We start from the raw sequence: 17,159 nt of genomic DNA on the forward strand, positions 1-17,159 counted from the left end.
TTTTCCAAAAAAATGGTTATTCATCTATAAAAATAGATTGTGGGAGAACCGAAAAAAAAAGTCCGCACCGAACATTTTAAGCTCGATACGGACCCGTGCACCTTCACCCTTAAGAAGGAGGTAGCAACCCCTTGAGGTCACTATAAAGTACTACGGGAGCAGTAGATAAATTATTGTTTAAAAAAAAACATTTGGTATGGAAACGATATAACACTGAGTTAAATTACCTCTCAATCACCCATTTAAGGCACTTTAGCGCAAAAAAAAAGAAGATGTTATCTTGTAATACCAAGCATTGCTGAGTAGTTAGTTGTTTTTCGAGTCTCTTTATTATAGCTTTGTACCCTTACCAGGTAACTTCCGGCAGCGACTCTGCGCTGATGTTTGTTTGTGAGATTCCAAACTATAGGACCACTGAAACCTTTATTATCGGTACGGCAACTCCATTCAAAAAGTGCATTGCCGGTGGCATCAAAAATTGTTATTTGAAGAGTGGAGGGGCCGAAAGTATTAACAGAAAATTCAGCCTTTCCTGAGCTGTAATTAACAGGGTTTGCAGGAAAAAAGATGCCGTAAGCAGAGTCTGTACTCACTAGGGTGTTTGGGGTTAAAGTAGAGTCTGAGAGATCTGGTAGGGTAAAAGGATCGGTGATATCAAAAAAATCTATCTCGGAATGTGCAGGGGAGAGAGTGGATGGCAATGAATCGTTTGATATTACAACTGTATCACTGTGAGAAGGAGATAGCAGGAGTAATGAAAGGGCTGCGGTAAAACATACCAGTGAGTAGATATCAGGCATATCCGGACTCCTCTTTTGCATGCTCAATGTGTTTTAAGTAGGTGTTAAGGTAATATAGTTTAAAAGAGAAAAAAACTGTTAATCTTTTTACCTTTTCTTATAACTCAAAAGTAAGGCGGCATGTGTTTTGAAACATAAGTAACTATAGCTAACGATGTACAGTACATTTTTTCAGGGAAACGTTTCCTACTTTAATAATGGTGGGTTTAAGGAGGTGGCATATGAAATGGCACCTGTGTTTAATATCAATTGTATTGATTACAGGATACGTTTCAGGCTCAAATGATCTAACCTTTTTACGCAATGACAGTGGGTACTCTGTTTCTGCGACATTTGTAACTTCTTTGCCTTCTGATACGGTTTTAAATATCCTCTACGAATATGATCATGTCTCCAGGTACTCCTTTGAAGCTGGTAGTACAACTTTTAAGGAGGAAGGCGAGGGGTATTACACCATGGAAGTAATGCTTAGCAGGTTTTTTTATCAGGCCCGATCACATTTTCTAAGGAAAAAAGAGGATAACAGAGTAATTGCTTCGTTGGATAGTTTTTGGCACAACAGAGGATTGATTCCGGAGATGATCTATTCGCATAGTGTGTATGATATCAGAACTAAAGATGGTTATACTTATATTGATTTTAAACAGGATGTACGATTTGCTGGCAATTTAAACCGAATCTATTTGAGAATGATAGAGGGGGGAGTAAAAAAGTTTAAGGAAAATTTGGAAAATTACCTCTATGAAAAAGAAAAGAGATGAAAACCTTTTAGGTTTTCATCTCCCACTTTGTAATCCTTTAAGAATTATTCAAAAACTATGGCATGAGCTCCTGTAGAATGTACAAACACCAGGTTTCCTTCATGCACATTAACGTAGTATTCTCCATCAAAGCCATCAAAACCAGATGATTCTATGGTAAAACTAGGCTGCGCTGAGCTGAAACTGTAAGAAAAGTTTGCGCTATTATGTAAAGCTATATACCAATCAGGATTACCGTCCGTGGTATTGATGGCAAATCCGTAAAGACCAACTCCGTCCCAATCGAAAGTAAAGCTTTGTACATTGCTGAAATTGACCCCGTCGCCTTCTACAGTAATTGAGGTGTACTGTCCGCCTATAGCAGGCAGAGCACCGTCCCTTGGTACCCCATATTTTGCAAACAGTGCGTCACCATCCACCTCTTCCACAATCACCGTACGTGTAACCTGCACAGTGTTACCATGGCTGTCTTCTGCTGTGTAGATAACTTCATACTCGCCAGGTGTTCGGGTGTCTAAATCACCTCCAACAGAAACGGTAAGGCTGTTTCCTTCATAGTCTTCCGCTGTAGCACCTGGATCAACATCATCGAAGTTGGTAAACTGGTCAATGGTTAACGGATCATCACCCAGAAGTTCAATTGTGGGCTCACCGACATCACCGTTGCCCCCACCGTTTCCATTATCGTTATCACCAACTACTGTAACTAAGCGTTTTCTTTCGGTATAATGACCGGTTGAAGCGTCAATGGCTGTATAGATGATCTCCTGGGTGCGCCCTGCTTCATGTATCCAGCCGCCAGTTCTGCCGGTCACACTGACGGTTACATTAGGGTCTGAATCATCATACTCGTATCCGGGATCTACAAATGGTTCACCTTGTGGCCATTCCATCTCTGCTTCACCAAGCAGCGTAAGTTCAGGAGGTTCTCCATCACTTTGGATAGTCAAAGTTCTGTTAGCAGATGCACTACGTCCGTCGCTATCCCGTACGTTGTACATAACTCTCCACACTCCTGGTATATCAGTATCTAATTCATCGACCGTTTGAACATCGGGACGACGGTATCTGATAGTAACCTGGTCTGTAATATCATTACCCATATTATCTTCTGCGCTGTAACCGGGCTCAACGAACGCGCTACCAACATCAAGCGTTAGTTCTGATGGTCCATCAAGAGTTATAGTTGGTGGGTCGGTATTTTGGCCTGATCTCTGTTGTACACGCACGTAAACAGTCGCTTCTTCTCTGCCGAACTCATTCTCTGCCCAAAAAGTTATATAGTAGACTCCTTCTGTGGACATGTCGATGTTATCCTCATGCTCCACTTCCAGAGTACCATCATCATCCCATGCTGTAACTTCAGGCATTCTAAACTCCGAATCTACATAGAAGGTAATTGTGTCATCAGCATTTACATGCAAGCTCGGAGGATTATCACTGGGAATATCAACTTCTTCTACAACAACAAATCTGTCTCTGTTAACTGCTGGATGTCTTGAATCAGAAACGGAGAATCGAAGTCTGTAGGTACCCGGGATGTTGACATTAACCTGTTGGCCGGAAATTTGTACACTATCGGTTAGATCATAAGGAGGCCAGTTGTCTTTGCCTTCAAAAAGGTCATTCATAACCAAATGTAAAGCTTCTTCATCAAACTGGTCTATGGTGATGGTATCACTTTCCGTTTCAACCCTTTGGCCATCGACCATTTTGTAGAAAATGATCTCAGGAGGAATTGTATCACCAAACACCGGATCATCCGGATCTAGGCCTCTGGCAATACCGTTTTCTCCATCAGCAGCTGCTTCATCACCTATATAACCTTCATACTGAGGATCGAGCACATTATTAAACTCGACATTAGTACAACTGTACAAAACTATCAATAGCAGTGCGGCAAGAGAGCCACCAATAAATTTAAAGTATTTCATGACATCAGCCTCACTTTCTGGATGGTATCGCTATGGTTAGAGTGAATGCTAAAGAAGATGCACCCGCAACACTGTAGAGAATGTTGCGAAGAAGTTTTTTATCTTCAATTTCATCTCTCTTTTCTAACACTATGCTTTGAGATTTTGCGTCACTGTATTCTTCTTCCAGATCTTTAATATCATTATTCATAATAATTCCACCGGCAATTCCCGCTACAAGTCCAACCCCTGAAGTTATTCTGGTGATGGTTCTAAATGCTGAGGGACGTGATGAAGCCATAGTGGGTGCAGTAGTTACCACTCTTCGTCCTCTGTCAGGACCAAGACACTCATCCATGATCACCGATGCTTCATGACGAATAATGTCAAGAGTATCGATTCCATCAAGTAAGTTGGTTGCTTCCTCACAATTATCTTCATTGAAGTATATAGTGGCTAATCTTAAAGAAACGATAGGGTTATTAAAGCGTCTGGCAAGAAACAAGCTGTAGACATCTTTTGCTTTTTCAGTTTCTCCTATCCTTTCATAGGTTTCACCAGCAATTCTGAGCATATCACGGTTAGCATTGTTATCGAGATGGAACAGATTGATGTAGCATTCAGCAGCATCTTTTTCATTACCGGTACGCTTATAAATTTCCGCAAGCCTTTTCCAAGCCTCGGCATTACTTTGATTAAATTCAAGGCTTCGTCTAAGATACTGTATCGCGTTCTCATCCTGATTGCCGATATCGGCATAAGCCATCCCAAGTTCAAAGTACTGCTGGTCATCCAGGGCAAACCCTGCGTTTTCGGCTCTGTTTAAATAATTTGAGACCGCATCATAGCTTCCCAGTTGAACACTTAAAAGAGCAAGACGAAAAAATACTCTTCCACTCGCTTCACCGCTCTCCAAGACAACATTGTATTGGTCTTTTGCTCTGTTTAAGAAACCTTGCTCCTGGAACAGAATCGCTCTTTGCAGAGCCACTGGTACTCTTAGGGCTGGTACATTTTCGGCTATAGAAAGGGAATTGGTAGCATCGGAGAAGCGTTCTGCACGTCTGTAATAGGTAGACATCGCTAAATGAAGTGCAGGGTGATCTCCGGAGCGACTTATGAGTCTAAGCTGGTGTTCAATAGCTTCAGAGTGCTGTCCTGCTCTTGAAGCTACTGCGGCTGCGGTAAAAAGAGCTACAGGGAGTTCTGAATTTTGATTGGCAATTCTGTTAACTGCATCAAAGATCGACGATGCTCCGCCTTCTGCATAACATCCTTCATCTACAAGTGAATTCCCCAGATTTTCAAGTACTCTGCGATTATCGCCCAAAAAATTATTCCTATAGGCACTAAGCACCTGTGCATCAGGGTAAATAGTAGTAGCTATGGGATCCAAAAGTTCCATTAAGCCGCTTTCAAGCTCAGATAGATCAATTATTTCGGTGGTTTGAGTAACTTGCTGGTTATCGACTATGGAAAACAATTCCAGGGTAAAACGCACTTCATTACGGCTTTGGGGTTCATATTCCTGATACAGAAGATGGGTCGCTCCCTGCTGCTCAGCAGTTTCTATATATGCCTGACGTGAGATTCGTCTGTCGAAATTTCTAAAATTGCTCAGGACTTCATTAACATGTTCTGGATTAATAACATGAGCAGAAGGAAGACTAGAAACCTTGTAGTGAAAAAAGGCTTCACTTATTGCGGAAATCCACTGAGTCCCTGATTCGTCGGTATAAGGAGCATATACAGGCCGCGTTACAAGGACACGGTAATTACCGGAGAACCGTGACCTTTGTTGTGGTGGAGCAGAAGCAGAAGCCTGTTGCGTTTCAACAGAAGATTCCGCACCTTCAATTTCAGCCTCTTCTTCAAGCATTTCTGCTTCCATAGCTTCAAGATCAGCCAGAAGATCATCATCAAAAGCAAATGGCATCATGGAAACACCAATCACCATTAGGAGTATAACAGATTTCCTTAGCACCCAAGAGTTTAGCATCGCCTCGATCTCCTAAATCCAGTTAAGCGTTTCAAAAAAGAACACGTCGATTGTGCCGGAACTTAAAAGTTCACACAATACCTCTAAAAAAGGAAAATAATTAAAAAAACCATGATGCGCCACTAATTATAGTGAACAAAACAATTACTGATGTTCATGGCACAGAACCAGTATGCGTAAACTATTTTATAGGCGTTGATTATTGAACCTGAAAAGTGGATTGGTGAAATGCTTACAATTATCGGATTATTAGCAGGCTTTTTGACTACAATTTCATTTTTGCCCCAGGTGATCAAAACCTGGAAAACCCGTTCTACTGAAGATCTCTCTCTATCCATGTTTTCTCTCTTCACCATGGGTGTTTTGATGTGGTTATTATATGGAATAGGACTCAGAGAGATACCGATCATTGTCGCTAACTTGGTGACTTTAGTGCTTGCCTTTACACTGCTTGTAATGAAAATCGTATATAAATAAAAAAATGGAGAGTTGTTATTGTTACAACATACTCTCCATGCAATCAAAGGTAAGAGTTTCTATTTAAGCCGATTTTGCAGTATTTGCTCAATCGCTTCCTGATCAAGAACTGTTGAACCTGCTACATGTGTTGAGTTTTGAACAGCCTGGTGCGGAGTCGAATCGTCTCTTAGTTTTCCATCTACAAGAATTATTATCTCTACTTCCCGATCCATTAATTTATCGATTTCGGGAAAATCGAGCCTCAACGTTTTTGATTCGATCTTTTTTTTGATTCGTATTGCTGTTTGCATAATTTACTTCTCCTTATTTAATAAAAAAAATGTGGATCATTAGCGATTTGAGAGGGAGAATGTTACCCCTGCGGAAAAGATTTGTCGAAATCGTGGCTTTTTATGAACCTCTCTGTCATAAAGAACCTGCATTAGATAGTTAAAGGTGATATTTTCAGTTAGCCATAATCTTACATTGTTTTCCCATGAAATCTCCGGATATCTCCAGTAATTATTGTTCAGTTCACCAGAACGCATAAGTGCTTCATAAAGCACAAGTTTTGCAGATAATGTAAGCAGCTCATCATGTCTGAATCTAAATTCAGAGACCAGCTCTGTGCCCCCATCGGTGATTATAGATGTTTGATAGCTATCGCCGGGTATTCTTTGGTTGCCTTGAGAGATGTATTCGAGAGTATCTCTGTCGAATTTGGTTCTAAACGCTCCACCTAACCGCATTCTCCAAAACAAACTGGGACTTTTTATTATATCCCTGCTCATTCCAAAGCTTTGTGTTAGTGTTAATGGGTTTAAAAATCTGATGTTGTTTTCATCTCGCTCATCATAGAACTGGCTGGTTGCCCTGAAACTTGTGAAGGGGTCAATAATACCGTTTACCGAGTACTTTAAGATGGATTGAATATCCAGTAGATCCGTTGAAATTTGTGGTGATGACCAGCTCTGGTCATCTTTTGATTTTACCATGGTTTGACCAAAGCCCAGTCGTATAGTGTTTTCAGAGTGGATTTTACTTGAAAGCTGTTTTTCTATCGTATTATCCAGTCTTCCTATCCATACGACTGATCCGGCATCCCTTGAGTTCCAGTTTTGAGAATTGCTGTTGAAAGTGGCTGAGAGACTGAATTCTGATGAAAGCAGCCAGTTCTCCTGTGCGTAAGAAAGAGAAAACAGGAATAATATAACAGAGAAAGGAATCGGGATAAACTTCATCGTCACCTATCCTAAAGTTATTACAGCCACATTCCGGATAATTGGCTGTTCCAAGGAACAAAGAAAAAAGTCAGGTTACAAACCAAGGGAGCTGATGTAATCCGGATCAATACGCATAGGTATGTGGGTTATGACAAAGTTTTTTGAATGCAGGCAGCCATAAAGAACTCGCACCGATGGTTTTGGTTTAAGGATGTAATTGAGTAGAAATTCATAATTGTGGGATCGTGTGTTTCTTGAATATATTTTTAACTGATAAACTAACCAGTAGAATTTTAAACACAGGAGAACAATTGTCTCAGTTAGCTGAATATGCGGCAAAGCTTCATCAAAAGGAAGCCTATACTGAACCTAAAGAGTTAAACCCTATCTATTACCAATCCTCTCAGGAGCAGCTCTCAGGTATACGGGCTGTGATTTTTGATGTTTACGGAACTTTGATCAATTACTGGCGTCCTGGGTTTGAAACACCACAAATGAAGGAAAAAACCCTTAGCGATACCTTTTCAGTTATATGCGAAAAATTTGGCATGGGCAGCACGTTTGCAAAAATTAACCCTCAGCAGCCACCAGAGAAAACTCTTAGTGAATTTTACCATGGCCTTATTGTTTTAAGTCAGGAAAAGGCTCAAAAAAGTGGAAATATGTTTGCTGAAGTGAAAATAGAGGAGGTATGGAACCTTATTTTGCTTATGCTTAAGCGTCACGGGTATAAAGCTGAGCACCACTGTCCGGGCGATTGCAGTGAATTCAACCGGTATCTGGCTTTTACCTATAACTTTCACGCCCTTGGCCGCCAGCTGTATCCTAATGTGTATACCGCACTCAAAGCTTTAAAAGAGAAGCATATTGTTCTTGGAATTGTATCTAATGCTCAGTTTTATACCCCTATCGATCTTACGCTTATGCTGCGGGATCAGTCTGGTGGGGAAATAGATGATTACTATGAGCTTTTTGATGTTGATCTGGTGTTTTATTCTTATGAGTATGGGGTTAGGAAACCTGGGGAACTGCTGTTTCGTAAGCTCTTTGATGCTCTTTATGAAATGCACATTCTACCCTCTCAGACTCTCTTTGTAGGAAACGATCTGGTAATGGATATAGAACCTGCTTCATCGGCTGGTATGAAAACAGCCTTTTTTACAGGAGATCAAAACAGTGCCTATTTTCATGATAAAAGAGGAACGATTATACCGGATTTGTGTATTAATGACTATGAAGAATTACCACCAAAAGTATCGTTTCATGGTGAATGATGTCGTCGAACAAAATTTAAATCTATGGATTCAGTGCTATGATTAACAAGAAAATGGTTTTACTGCTCATATTCTTTGCTGTAAAAGGGTTCTCAATTGAATTTGAATTTGAAATTGAAGCTGAAGGTGGACTTCCATCCGCCATTATTAAGGCAGTAAATGAAGCTTATGATTTTAACATGCAGGGTATCGAAGCTTTGCAGAGGGGCGAACTTGGCCCGGCGATGTCCTACTTTGATGAAGCGCTTAATATTTTGCCTGATTACAGTGATGCTCTCAATAACAGGGGAGTCGTTTATTTCAGAAGAGGTAATGTGGTTGGGGCTCAGGAAACCTGGGAAAGTCTTATTGAGTTGGACCCGGAGTATGCCGTAGCATATTACAATCTGGGTCTGATTTCTGTTCACGAAAATAAGTATAAACAGGCTTTAGACTATTTTGAGCTTGCCCTTAGAAATAACAATCGTTTTGTTGAAGCTATGGTTCGAATGGGATACGTTCATCTTAAAAAAGGTGAATACAATACCGCCAGTACCTTCTTTAGAAGAGCATATGAGATCGATCCTGAACAGCAGGACGTATGGAATTTTTATGCTTACTCTTTAATATTAGATTCAGATACCGCAAAAGCGGTCCAAGTACTTAAAGGTAAAGACCATAAAGATGCCCTGAGCCAACTTGGTAGAATCGAGGCTTCCAGAGGAAATTATAATCGGGCCATAGATCACCTCTCAAAAGCTGTTGCCAGAGACGCCGATGAGTCTGTGCTGGTTGAGCTTGCCACCGTGCAGATTGAAGCTGAAAAATATACTGACGCTATTGCTACTCTTGATTCTTACTTCAGCTTAAATGTCAAACATTGCGCGAACTCCTTTCTTCTTGCAGGGGTGGCTGCCAGAAAAAGTTCAGATCTTGAAAGCGCAATGAAATATTTGGAGAAAGGCGCTGCTAATTATCCGCGCGATCCGCTTATCAGATACAATCTTGGGCAACTATATCATCACCATGGAAAATTTGATGAAGCAGAAACGAAGTGGCAGGGGCTTTCAGACTCACTTCAGGAACCTTCACTCTACTACCAGCGTGCTCTCAATGCCCGTAATCGAGATGACCTTACCACTGCCGAAAAGCTCGTTAACAGAGCAATACAAATGGACAGAAGAGCTGAGTATTACGATTTACTGGGGGTAATACATCATGAACGTGGTGACAGCGCTAAATCCGAACAGTACTTTCGTGAAGCACTGAAGATTGACCCGAACCTGGCAAGTGCACAGCTTAATCTTGCACTCAGATCAAAATCACAGCAAGAGATTCAGGAGTCAATAAAGCAGTTAGAGCAGATACTGGAGCGATGTTCTGGTGAGGCGTGTGCGGAGATTACCTTTCAATTGGCTATAATGCACTATTTTAAACGAAATACCGATAAGGCAATAACGATTCTTAACTCAATCGAGGAAGAACATAAAAATGAACGGGTGTACCGCCATCTTGGCATTTTTTATCGGGAAAAAAGAGAGCTTCATAAGGCCATCGATGTACTTGAAACTGCTGTTGAACGGTTTATAACTGAAGCAAGAACGGAGTATGAACTCGCGGAGACCTATATGATGGCTGGTTTTCCCTCCAAAGCCGCCGCTACCATAAAGAATTTAATTCCAAGGTGGAGGGATAATCCCTGGCGTTTGTATTATCAGCTTGGTTATGCTTATCTTGAACAGAATGATCTTGTAAATGCCAGAAAGTACCTTGAGCGTAGTATGAACGCAAACAACAGAAATACCGCACCTCGCTCACTTTTAGCGTTTGTGTTGAACAGAATGGGAGATATCGATAAAGCACGTGATTTATGGCAGCGAAACCTAAGGGAGGATCCCCAAAACAGTGTGTTATGGATCAACATGGGACTTTCCCTTGAAAAAGAGGGCAGGTTCTCAGAGGCTTTGGATCATTACAGAAGGGCTCAGATGCATAAGCCCGATGAATATGCTCTTTACATCAATATCGGCAACGCATACGCCGGAATGGAACAATACACTGAAGCACTGGAGGCCTATTCCCATGGCTTAAAATCCGATAAACGTGATGTTGCCGCTTATAATATTTTCCTCATTGCCCAACGGAGAAAGGAAAAACAGCGAGCAGACAGGATGCTTGAGTTACTTACATCTGAATTTCCCTCTTCAATGCATACCAGAAGAGCTGAGGCGGAGATGAAATTTTGGATGGGCGACACTGTAAAGGCTCTCAATATTCTTGAGGGACTGGATGAAAAAGATAGCTATGACTGGTTAGCTCTCGCCAGAATTTATGCCTCAAGTCAACAAAGAGAAAAAACTACTGCAGCATTGGCACAGTTGCCTTCAGATGCTCAGTGGGACAGAGAAAGAGACTTTGTGATGGCTTCACTCGCATTTTATGCCGGTGAATACCGTAAGGCTCATCAACTCTTTAAAGCCATTGATGATACCACTTTTAGTGGTAGGTACAATCTTGCTCTTAGTGCCTACAAGGATGAAAAATACGAAGATGCGCTTTCAATGGCCGAGGCACTGGTGGCGCAAACTGATGGAAGTGACAGGGCTGATGTGTTGCGCTTAGCCGGAAATTCTGCTTTCGCTCTCAATCGCTGGGATGAAGCACGGGTATGGTATAGGCAGCTCTCAAGAATGGAGATGAGAAACCCGGTCGTGCTTTACAATCTCGCAGTAGCTAACTATAATCTCGATGAAATTGAAAATGCTCATAACTTCTATAAAAGAGCACGTGAATTAGATATGTCTATTGAAAATAAAGATATTGAGATGAGATATTATTTGTTCAAAAATCCCCCTGATTCAACTCAATTATCGGGGTTGGATTCATTGGATATTCTGTACAACGAAGCTGTTGCACTGCAGAATGCGGGAGATGACCGCGAAGCTGAAGAAATCTATTTAAGAATTGTAGAAATTGATGAACGATACAGTCTTGCATGGAATAATCTTGGCGCATTGTACGGGGCCAGAGGTGATTTAAAAAAAGCTGAAAAAGCTTATCTAAAAGCATTGGAGAGACGTTTCGATAATCCCGAGATATACGCGAATCTCATCAATGTTTACATGGCACTCGAAAAATTCTCCGAAGCAAGAAGGTGGGTGATGCTGGGACTTGGACATAACCCTGATAACCAAATGCTTCAGCAACTAAGTGAAACTATTATTATCGAAGAACAAAAATACTACGAAAGATAGGGTGTTTTGTTCTAATATACTGCTACAGTCTGTTGTTACTAAAACTGAATAAAAATCACTTTATTCAGACATACTTCTATTATCTGGAAAAGAAAAGGTACCTGAAAAATGAGTTTTGGAACTATTGCAATCTGGTTAGTACTAATTTTGAATATAAGTGTAAGCTACCTTGTTTTTAAAAAGTGTACACTGGGTACATTTCGAACCGCGGCTTATATGTTGATTTTGTTTACTGCTTTTATTTTTGATCTTTCGGGTCTCTCTTTTAGTAACCTGTATTTATTCAGCGTATTTACTATGGTTGTACTGTTTGTGCTCTCAGAACTATTTTGGTATTTGCATAAAAAGTTAACTAATCTAAAGGTGAAAATCGTTTTTACCATTGTGGGATTAAGCGCTTTTGTTGTTTTTGTTATTCCCTGGGCAGGCGCATTTTCTATTCCTCATGCTACGTTTCCCCAAACTGCCGTTAAGTATTATGAGGTTGAGAACAGTGAGTTTGTTGTAAGGCAGAGGCTTAGGAGAAATCTTTTCGATCTCTCCCACCACTTTACACTGCGAAGATCGATACCATTTCTGCCGCTTGAGAAAAAACTGGACTCCTATAGTTCCCCTGAGGGTTATTTTGATTCAGTGTATAAATTTTTGGGTACTGAAAGTAGTGAAGGGGTTCACATAATTATTGTCGCAGATGAGGATACACTGTGGACTGTGAGAGAGAACCCCACCTATTGAATTTTAACTTACTAATACAAAATGCCTACTCTTGCGGTATACACTGTAGGGAAAGAATTTTCAAAGCTGTCAAATAACAGATTCACTTTTCCTTCAATAAGCATTTGAATGGATGCAGATCTAAACAGTATCACTCCAATTCCAGCACCGGTATTGAAGCCAAAAAGATTGGAATTACTCTCTCTTCCGTACCCAAATCCAAACTCGGCTGCTGCATAAGGTGCAATTTCATCCTGAAAAGGAAAGAGATTTAAACCCAAATTAAGGCTCGCAAGCAAAGAGTTCTGGAAATCCGTTGTAGCATCGGCAGAAACCCGAATCGCGGCATTAGGGTTAACATCCCAAAACCGTGCTACAAAAAATGAGTACGCAAGATCTCTTGAAGTAATATTGCTCATTGAAGCGGGCCCAAAGCCAGCAGCAGAGAACTCAGTTTCTGTTGTTTGTGGCTCCACTTCTTCCTGTACAACATTTTCGGATGTGTCGGGAACAAAGTAAATACCGGTAGTGTCTGTGGCAAATGAACTGAAAGAAATTACACACAGCGAAAGTAGAGTAACTATAAACTTTTGACCTTGTGACATCCATCCCTCCCCAAAAAAGAATTACACTTTAAAAAGAGGGTGTTGCAATCATTATACCAGAAGGGGGGCGATGGTAGAATCTTTTGATTTGATGGGGAAGGGGTTACCGCGCCTTAGAAAAAGGCGCGGGAGGTAAACCGTATTACAGTATTTCAACCAACTCTATGGTAAAGTTGAGGTTTTTGCCTGCAAGGGGGTGATTAGCATCCAGAGTGACACTTGAATCATTGGTGTCAGTTATTTTCATGGTGTACTGACTGCCCTGATTATCCTGTACATTAACATTTTTGCCAACTTCAGGGGTGATTTCCGGAGGAAATTGTTCCTTTCCCACAGACATCACCAATTCATCAAGATGGGGACCATAAGCGTCCTGTGAATCAATTTGAACGTTTTTTTTATCCCCAATCTGCATGCCTTCGACCGCCTTTTCAAACCCTCCAATCACCTGGTTTTCCCCGAGGGTGAACTCAAGTGGTTCGCGGTCTGTTGAAGAATCAAAGACTGTTTGGTCTTCCAATCTTCCTGTGTAATGGACTCGAACAGTATTTCCGCTCTGTGCTGAAGCCATACTTTCCTCCTTTAATTCCGTACCGGCCGAACCTGTCTGTGCAGGTGTGGAGGCACTGATTTAAAAAAACAGAACTGATTGCCAGTCTGAGAGTGATTTTATTGAATACTTATTGGGAATACAGATATTGTAAAGAGCTTTTTAATGAGTCCTGCGAAAACGCACAGGAGAAGAAAAGAAAATTGAAGAAATTGTTGAAAGTTCAAGTAACAAAATTCTCTTACTGTTTAAACTTAATATAGCACTTTATCATTTCTGGGTCAAGGTCCTGAGTACAGAATACGTTATTTTAGGAAATTAGAGACTTAAAGAACAGTGTCTGAAAGACCCGTAAAAACCTGATGACTAAGCATTGTATCTTCTTTGAAGATAAATTGCCCGGTAACCTTTTTTCCCTCGAGTACCAGTGGTAGCCAATGGATATCATCTGCCCACATTTTTTCGTAGGGAATAGATTTTAGCTTACACCAAAAAGGGTCTGCTTCAAAGGTATTTTTAGCATTGCCACTGAATGCTGTAGCAACAAACACTGTGCCCATAAGCGAGTAACCATCGGTGAAAATAAACTGCAGATCTGCCATATGCTCAAGGTTTAGAGGTGTTACCCCTGTTTCTTCGATGGTTTCCCGTACCGCAGCATCTATTGCCCGCTCATTCTTTTCGATTCTGCCGCCAGGGGCATTAATTTTTCCCTTCCCAAGCCCCGTTTTTTTATGAATAAGCATCACTTCATCACCACTCATAACAAAACAGAGTACCGCTTTCTCGGTAAAGGACCAGTTGGGCCAGTCGATATCACAGACTGAGCAGTGCGAAACAGGGTGAGATGAAACTTTGGGAGTATTTTGGTTTTTCATACTAGTAATTCCGAAAGAGGATTAGAGTTTATTGTTAAACATCTTTAGATGATATTTCATCTATTGTTCTCTTTTAATTTGCTCAGCTCTTCGTTTAACTGTCCAATGTGAGAGAGCTCTTCCCGTATAAGCTTGTCGATGTGCTCTTTGCCCAGGTCTCCTCTGACCATCTCTTTCATTGAAGAATAATAAACCACCGAATCTTTTTCGAAGCTTATGGCCATGGAGAGTGCCTCGCTGGTGCTGGTGCAAGCAGTGGCTTTTTCTACAATGCTGTTTTCATCGACAAAAACATATTGGCTGGCGGCAGCTTTAAGGTATTGGTGAATGATATTATCCGGATCATACAGATTCTCCTCTTCGTTGTGGTCTTTTACCTGACCTCTCAGCTCTTCAAATGTTTTAACATGTTTGCTCTCCCAATCTGCCAGAGTGGAGAAGAGTTTGGCTATTTGGGGTTCGCTCGTACGCGCTGCTGCTGTTTTATAGAATAGCTGACCGTTTTTTTCAATCTGCACTCCCATAGAAAAAATTTCATCTGCATTGAACACTATACTCATCCGGTTCCTCCGTTTTATGTACCTATTAATTATCAAATTTAAAATAACGAATGTTGCGACACTGGTCAAATACGTTAGTTGAAGAGGTTAGGGGAGTACTAAGTAGGTTGGTGAAGAGGTGGCACTATTGATAAATCAGGTTCTGGTGGTGAGCATTGTTGTGCTTTGTTCCAAAAAAGTAAAAAGGGTTCAAGTCGCTAAAGCTCAGGAATGAGAGTGTGCCTCAGTTATCGTTCACCGCAATCAACTCCCTGTAGCCGGTGAGTTTTTGCATAGAGAACGTTCTCGGTGTTGGTCAATGGTGCAAACGGTAACAAAGAGTTGGGAAAAAGAAGTGAAAGAGAGCTTTTTCTAATGATCTGTTCACGAGCAGTTTATTCACGCTGGGATAGTTTGCATCCTGATATCACCGTTTTTTTTATCCGAAACACATTGCAAGTAGTTGATATTACAGGAGAAATAAAGTTTTAACAATTTTTAACAATCTGGTTTGTTTCCAAATGATGCTTTTATTATTAATTTAAATGTGTTGCCATAGTGAGAAGGAATTTTTGTTTACTAAGCTGGTGAACTATTATTACTCTGAAATAAATTACATGCAAATTTTATAACTAAAACGTTGGGTGTTGTAAGTCGATCGTGTGTACTAATAAAATAGGAGAATAAACTATGAACCCAGTTAAAGCGACTGCGTTGCTCTTTCTGTTGTGTGTTATCTTCGCACACTCAAGCGAACTTACCAGTGCACCACAGGTATTACAGCTTCATAATGGCTATTTCGGGGCGGAGATCACCGATACTCCTTTATACCTGATTACAATAGATGATTTCGAGAGTGGTGGTACAACAGGTATTGGTAGAGGATGGATTAGAGTAAATGATGCTTCAGTGGGATTATGCTGGAATACTGTACAACCAGGCAACAGTTCAACAAGCCTTAGTTTTGCAAGCGGTACAAACCCATTGGATCAACACTCTTCTACCCAGGGAGTCTGGTCAAGTTACATAGGATATCAAATTCGAAAAAGCATTAACCACGTCACCGGTATCATAAGTGATGATTATTATCTATACAGCCAAATCAATACAGGTGTTAATCTTTCCGGAACAGAGGGTATTACATTTCAGGCATATTCAGATAGTTCAGCAGAGATACTTGTTCATTTAACACCGGGACATCTGGAAATATTCGCAACTTCAATAGAAGTTGGACCGGAATGGAATACTTATACTATCCCTTATTCCTCCTTTTCACCACACATTGTATTCCCTCCTTCTACTCCCGATGTTGTACCAGAAAACGTTGATGCCTTAACCTTTGAAATTGGCACCTCTACTAATTACGATCAGAACTACACTGTTATCATCGATAATATTTACGCATATTCATCTGTACCAATATACCGTCAAATCACGCTAAATTCCGGTCAAAACGGAACTGTAGAAATTCATCACATTGATGATGCCGGTATCAATGCACTTACCGCCCATGGTAGCATACAAGATACAGGATCCATTGTTTATGATGTAGAAACCAGAACCGATGTCCCGATATCGATAATTCCTGATTCAGGTTTTCAGGTTTTAGATTTTGTGGTAAATGGGATGCACTATGGGGCGGTCACTGAATTCACACTGACAGATATTTCAAATGATTACGACATTGAGGCGTTTTTCATTGAAGATTCTTTAAATATTCATACTATAACCACAAGCACCTCCGGATCTGGCACCATAACTCCACAGGGAAATGTTTCGGTACCTGAGGGAGTTGATCAGAGTTTTGCCATTACAGAAGTACGCGAAAACCTGCTAAAACCTTACCTAAAAGAGTTGCTTGTAGACAGCCTACCTGTGATGGTCACAGACACGTTTGTTTTTGAGAATGTTGTTGCCTCACATGAACTACATGCTGTATTTGATACAGTAACATGGTCATTAACTTTTAATTATGACTCAACAGTTATCTCTCCGTCGCAACAAGTTTATACCTTGCCCGAAAGCACCAGTTATCTGATTAATTTCGAAGCGATTTCGTCGCATTTAATAGAAGATGTGATTATTGATTCTGTTTCTATGGGTCCCCTGGATCACTATGTTTTTACATTTATCGATAAAGATTACACCATCGATATTTTAACAAGCCCCTTACCAGAACCAATACCTCTCTCCTATCTTTTGATAGATGAT

Annotated in this window: 15 protein-coding genes; 6 read left to right on the forward strand and 9 right to left on the reverse strand. The window is 40.7% G+C overall.

The window, feature by feature from the left end; all coding sequences use genetic code 11:
• Positions 1 to 275 precede the first annotated feature (275 nt).
• Complete coding sequence (locus QA601_07105) at positions 276 to 800, reverse strand: hypothetical protein (GenBank protein MDG5814837.1); 525 nt, start codon at positions 798 to 800, stop codon at positions 276 to 278.
• Positions 801 to 1,021: 221 nt separating this feature from the next.
• Between QA601_07105 and QA601_07110 the strand changes: the two genes are divergently transcribed.
• Positions 1,022 to 1,561 carry a hypothetical protein gene (locus QA601_07110; protein MDG5814838.1) on the forward strand — a complete coding sequence of 180 codons (540 nt, stop codon included), beginning with the start codon at positions 1,022 to 1,024 and terminating at the stop codon, positions 1,559 to 1,561.
• A 44-nt stretch (positions 1,562 to 1,605) separates the two neighbouring features.
• On the opposite strand, the gene QA601_07115 is transcribed toward QA601_07110, so the two are convergent.
• Complete coding sequence (locus QA601_07115; GenBank protein MDG5814839.1) at positions 1,606 to 3,495, reverse strand: DUF5011 domain-containing protein; 1,890 nt, start codon at positions 3,493 to 3,495, stop codon at positions 1,606 to 1,608.
• A 10-nt stretch (positions 3,496 to 3,505) separates the two neighbouring features.
• Positions 3,506 to 5,473, reverse strand: a complete 1,968-nt coding sequence (locus QA601_07120; GenBank protein ID MDG5814840.1) for a tetratricopeptide repeat protein — start codon at positions 5,471 to 5,473, stop codon at positions 3,506 to 3,508.
• A 228-nt stretch (positions 5,474 to 5,701) separates the two neighbouring features.
• On the opposite strand from QA601_07120, the gene QA601_07125 reads away from it, so the two are divergent.
• Positions 5,702 to 5,950, forward strand: coding sequence for a SemiSWEET transporter (locus QA601_07125; GenBank protein MDG5814841.1), 249 nt, complete (start codon positions 5,702 to 5,704; stop codon positions 5,948 to 5,950).
• Positions 5,951 to 6,009: 59 nt separating this feature from the next.
• Here QA601_07125 and QA601_07130 read toward each other — a convergent pair whose 3' ends face one another.
• Both QA601_07130 and QA601_07135 read right to left on the reverse strand, forming a co-directional pair.
• Positions 6,010 to 6,243 (reverse strand): hypothetical protein, encoded by a 234-nt coding sequence (locus tag QA601_07130; protein MDG5814842.1) that lies wholly within the window; start codon positions 6,241 to 6,243, stop codon positions 6,010 to 6,012.
• Between the two features lie 39 nt (positions 6,244 to 6,282).
• Positions 6,283 to 7,173, reverse strand: coding sequence for a hypothetical protein (locus tag QA601_07135; GenBank protein ID MDG5814843.1), 891 nt, complete (start codon positions 7,171 to 7,173; stop codon positions 6,283 to 6,285).
• Between the two features lie 293 nt (positions 7,174 to 7,466).
• Between QA601_07135 and QA601_07140 the strand changes: the two genes are divergently transcribed.
• From QA601_07140 to QA601_07150, 3 genes are all read left to right on the forward strand, one after another.
• The gene (locus tag QA601_07140; protein ID MDG5814844.1) at positions 7,467 to 8,429 is read left to right on the forward strand and encodes an HAD family hydrolase; all 963 of its coding nucleotides are present in this window, start codon (positions 7,467 to 7,469) and stop codon (positions 8,427 to 8,429) included.
• A 38-nt stretch (positions 8,430 to 8,467) separates the two neighbouring features.
• On the forward strand, positions 8,468 to 11,662 hold the full coding sequence (locus QA601_07145; GenBank protein MDG5814845.1) for a tetratricopeptide repeat protein: 3,195 nt from the start codon (positions 8,468 to 8,470) through the stop codon (positions 11,660 to 11,662).
• A 108-nt stretch (positions 11,663 to 11,770) separates the two neighbouring features.
• On the forward strand, positions 11,771 to 12,397 hold the full coding sequence (locus tag QA601_07150; GenBank protein MDG5814846.1) for a hypothetical protein: 627 nt from the start codon (positions 11,771 to 11,773) through the stop codon (positions 12,395 to 12,397).
• An 11-nt stretch (positions 12,398 to 12,408) separates the two neighbouring features.
• Here the strand turns inward: QA601_07150 and QA601_07155 are convergent, their stop codons facing one another.
• From QA601_07155 to QA601_07170, 4 genes are all read right to left on the reverse strand, one after another.
• A complete protein-coding gene (locus QA601_07155) occupies positions 12,409 to 12,981 on the reverse strand; it encodes a hypothetical protein (GenBank protein ID MDG5814847.1) in 573 nt (190 codons plus the stop codon).
• A 142-nt stretch (positions 12,982 to 13,123) separates the two neighbouring features.
• Positions 13,124 to 13,552: a peptidylprolyl isomerase gene (locus QA601_07160; protein ID MDG5814848.1), complete on the reverse strand. Its 429-nt coding sequence runs from the start codon at positions 13,550 to 13,552 to the stop codon at positions 13,124 to 13,126.
• A gap of 305 nt (positions 13,553 to 13,857) precedes the next feature.
• Positions 13,858 to 14,409 carry an 8-oxo-dGTP diphosphatase gene (locus QA601_07165; protein MDG5814849.1) on the reverse strand — a complete coding sequence of 184 codons (552 nt, stop codon included), beginning with the start codon at positions 14,407 to 14,409 and terminating at the stop codon, positions 13,858 to 13,860.
• Between the two features lie 56 nt (positions 14,410 to 14,465).
• Positions 14,466 to 14,969 (reverse strand): ferritin family protein, encoded by a 504-nt coding sequence (locus tag QA601_07170; GenBank protein ID MDG5814850.1) that lies wholly within the window; start codon positions 14,967 to 14,969, stop codon positions 14,466 to 14,468.
• A 669-nt stretch (positions 14,970 to 15,638) separates the two neighbouring features.
• Here QA601_07170 and QA601_07175 point away from each other — a divergent pair.
• The coding region (locus QA601_07175) for a hypothetical protein (GenBank protein ID MDG5814851.1) at positions 15,639 to 17,159 on the forward strand (1,521 nt) is incomplete at its 3' end.

This window comes from Chitinispirillales bacterium ANBcel5 (genome assembly GCA_029688955.1).
Taxonomy (GTDB): Bacteria; Fibrobacterota; Chitinivibrionia; order Chitinivibrionales; family Chitinispirillaceae; genus Cellulosispirillum; species Cellulosispirillum alkaliphilum.